At 39.2% G+C, this 2,827-nt stretch carries 3 protein-coding genes and 2 pseudogenes; 3 read left to right on the plus strand and 2 right to left on the minus strand.

What is annotated here, in order from left to right:
- On the plus strand, positions 1-416 hold a 416-nt coding region (locus CBG25_RS04320; protein WP_290603810.1), incomplete at its 5' end, for a transposase.
- A 14-nt stretch (positions 417-430) separates the two neighbouring features.
- On the opposite strand, the pseudogene CBG25_RS04325 reads toward CBG25_RS04320, so the two are convergent.
- A pseudogene (locus tag CBG25_RS04325) lies at positions 431-1,101 on the minus strand (KamA family radical SAM protein); the annotation flags it as partial.
- A 44-nt stretch (positions 1,102-1,145) separates the two neighbouring features.
- On the opposite strand from CBG25_RS04325, the gene efp reads away from it, so the two are divergent.
- On the plus strand, positions 1,146-1,712 hold the full coding sequence (gene efp, locus CBG25_RS04330) for an elongation factor P (RefSeq protein ID WP_032116141.1): 567 nt from the start codon (positions 1,146-1,148) through the stop codon (positions 1,710-1,712).
- Between the two features lie 184 nt (positions 1,713-1,896).
- On the opposite strand, the pseudogene CBG25_RS04335 reads toward efp, so the two are convergent.
- A pseudogene (locus CBG25_RS04335) lies at positions 1,897-2,430 on the minus strand (carbon starvation CstA 5TM domain-containing protein); the annotation flags it as partial.
- 21 nt (positions 2,431-2,451) lie between these two features.
- Here CBG25_RS04335 and CBG25_RS04340 point away from each other — a divergent pair.
- Positions 2,452-2,827 (plus strand): hypothetical protein (locus CBG25_RS04340; RefSeq protein WP_290603693.1); only part of this gene is annotated, 376 nt, incomplete at its 3' end.

The raw sequence follows: 2,827 nt of genomic DNA on the forward strand, positions 1-2,827 counted from the left end.
TTGTTAACCATAATAAACAACTGAACAAGTTAGACATCTCAGAAGAAGGAACTCCAATACACTTACGAGGCTACGGTTGGGTGACTGTTTTCAAATTTACAGCCAAAAACGGCCGTATTGATTACATAGTAACAAACAAAGAGAATCCCACCCGTGAATACGTCAAATCTATCATGGATGCCCGTTGGTCTGTTGAAGTTTATCATCGAGAAGTTAAACAAAATTGTGGTATTGAACGCTGTCAGGCTCGCACGAGCCGAGCGCAAAGAAATCATATTTTTCTCGCTATTTCTGCGTGGTTTGAACAACATAAACGTCGTATATCTGAAAAAATAATCCTTTATCAACAAAATTGGGACGTAATCAAAAATGCTATTGCTGAGCACATCCGTGTTTTATTAGCGTACCCAAATTAGTTTTGTGCGAAACTCGTGACCATAATAATCTGTAATCGAGAAATATTAAAACGTTGGCAAAGTGTTGTGGTAATGCGAGCAGGAATAACTACCGGTAATCGGCTATGGATCCTAAGCCGTTTGATATGAGGGATAGTTTCTAACTGTGACATCAGCCAATCTAACTCATGATCTTTTGCCATCAAAGGATCGCCGCCTGAAAAGATAACTTCATTAAGCTCAGTATGGCGTTGAATGTAATTTAATGCAGTCTGCCAATTTTGTTTGTTGCCTTTGTTTTCTTCATACGGAAAGTGACGTGGAAGCAGTAGCGACAATTAACGGCACAACCTCCTTTCACTAATAGTAGGACGCGATCCTGATATTTATGTAATAATCTTGGAATTGGACTATTTTGCTCATTTAACGGATCAGTTGAAAATGTTGGCGTAAGATTAAATTCAGATTTTAGCGTAATAACTTGCCGTAAAAGGGGATCATTGGCATCACCGATCCGCATTTTTGCAATAAAAGGGGGAGGTACGCGCAGCGGAAATAAAGCACGAGCAGCACTTCCAGCACGCAATTCCGGATCATTTTGTAGTGACAGTAATCGTAGCAATTCGTCAGGATCAGTGACAGCTTCTGCAAGTTGTTGTAGCCAGACTTCTCTGGCAGGGTTTTTTTGAGTTACAATATTAAACATTTTTTGGCTATGCCATTTTTACTTAAAAAATTTAGAGGATTTCTATGGCTACCTATAGTACCAATGAATTTCGCTCAGGTCTTAAAATCATGTTAGATGGCGAGCCTTGTGCAATTGTGGAAAGCGAATTTGTCAAACCAGGCAAAGGGCAAGCGTTTGCTCGCGTACGGATCCGTAAATTAATTTCTAATAAGTTATTAGAAAAAACATTTAAGTCAACTGATTCTGTCGAAAGTGCTGATGTTATGGATCTGAACTTGACCTATCTATACAGTGATGGTGAGTTTTGGCATTTTATGAATAATGAGACTTTTGAGCAACTAGCTGCTGATGAAAAAGCGGTCGGTGATAATGCAAAATGGTTAATCGATCAAGCTGATTGCATTGTTACATTATGGAATGGACAGCCTATTGCTATCACGCCACCGAATTTTGTTGAACTGGCAGTGGTTGATACCGATCCTGGTTTAAAGGGGGATACAGCAGGTACGGGCGGAAAACCGGCAACATTAAGTACCGGTGCGGTGGTAAAAGTTCCGCTATTCGTTCAAATTGGTGAGGTAATTAAAGTTGATACCCGCTCCGGTGAATATGTTTCTCGGGTGAAATAATATTTAGTTAATCTATCGCTTTTAGTTAAAGATTGTTTGTTAACAATGAATGGAGTGATAGGAGCATTATTTTTTATTGCTAATAATAGCCTGAAAATTTCAGGCTATTATTGTTTCCGCAATATTTTCTATTATCTTAGCTATTGATTTATCTGTTTATTATTAGCCATTAGTGATTTAGGGCTTAGGTATTAATAATTCGCTGTGAATTGACAATAATGTTCTCATCATTTGCCGCTATTGCTAAGTAGGGCGTTTCACGGCTGGTTGGGGTGGCTGATTTTAGCGCGGTTGAAATCGTTCTGATTGAAAACAATGCTAAAATCACCACCGTGATCATAAAAAAACTGGTCAATCCTGCATCGACACGATTATTAAAAACTAATTGCACTAACTGAGATTGGCTATATTGTGGCGGAATATTACCGCTGTTAATCAGCGACTGAAATTTGTTGGCAATGGCCAAAAAACCGATACTACTATTTTTACTAAATACTTTCTCCCAACCAGCTGTCATCGTACAAATGATCAGCCAACTGGTAGGTAATAGGGTTACCCAAGCATAAATATGTCGTTTCATTTTAAATAAAACGACGGTGCAGAGCATTAGCGCCATACTTGCTAGCATCTGATTGGCAATACCGAATAGTGGCCATAATGTATTGATACCGCCTAATGGATCTACTATACCTTGATAAAGAAAATATCCCCACGCTAACAGAGGCTGTCGCAAAAGCTCATGTTATCGATTAAAATTTGCTTTATTCGTTTTAAACGCAGATCTTTTATGACCGTATTTACTCGCAAACTGGAATCGCCTTCTCACACCAAACGTAAGTTTGTCAAAGCGCAAAATCTACCTATCTTGGAGGGTTCTGTTTCCCTTTGCGATTATCTCAAGCAAATTGGTGAACGTAGGGCATTTATTGTCACAGAGATTTTGGATGAACAAGACTGGGTACCTTTCGAACGCTGTTATTCTTCAACAGGTAGAGCGCCGTATTCTCCTCGTTCAATGATGGGAATTTTGCTTTATGGGATCATGAAAGGGCATAGTTCGCTCAGAGCACTTGAAAATCTGGCGCGTTTAGATTTGGGATGTATTTTTGTCAGCC

It is taken from the genome of Arsenophonus sp. ENCA (assembly GCF_002287155.1).
Classification (GTDB): Bacteria; Pseudomonadota; Gammaproteobacteria; order Enterobacterales; family Enterobacteriaceae; genus Arsenophonus; species Arsenophonus nilaparvatae.

What these genes read in the sequence shown, in the direction of transcription:
- efp (WP_032116141.1), top strand. Translation starts at nt 1,146, where the DNA reads ATGGCTACCTATAGTACCAATGAATTTCGCTCAGGTCTTAAAATCATG.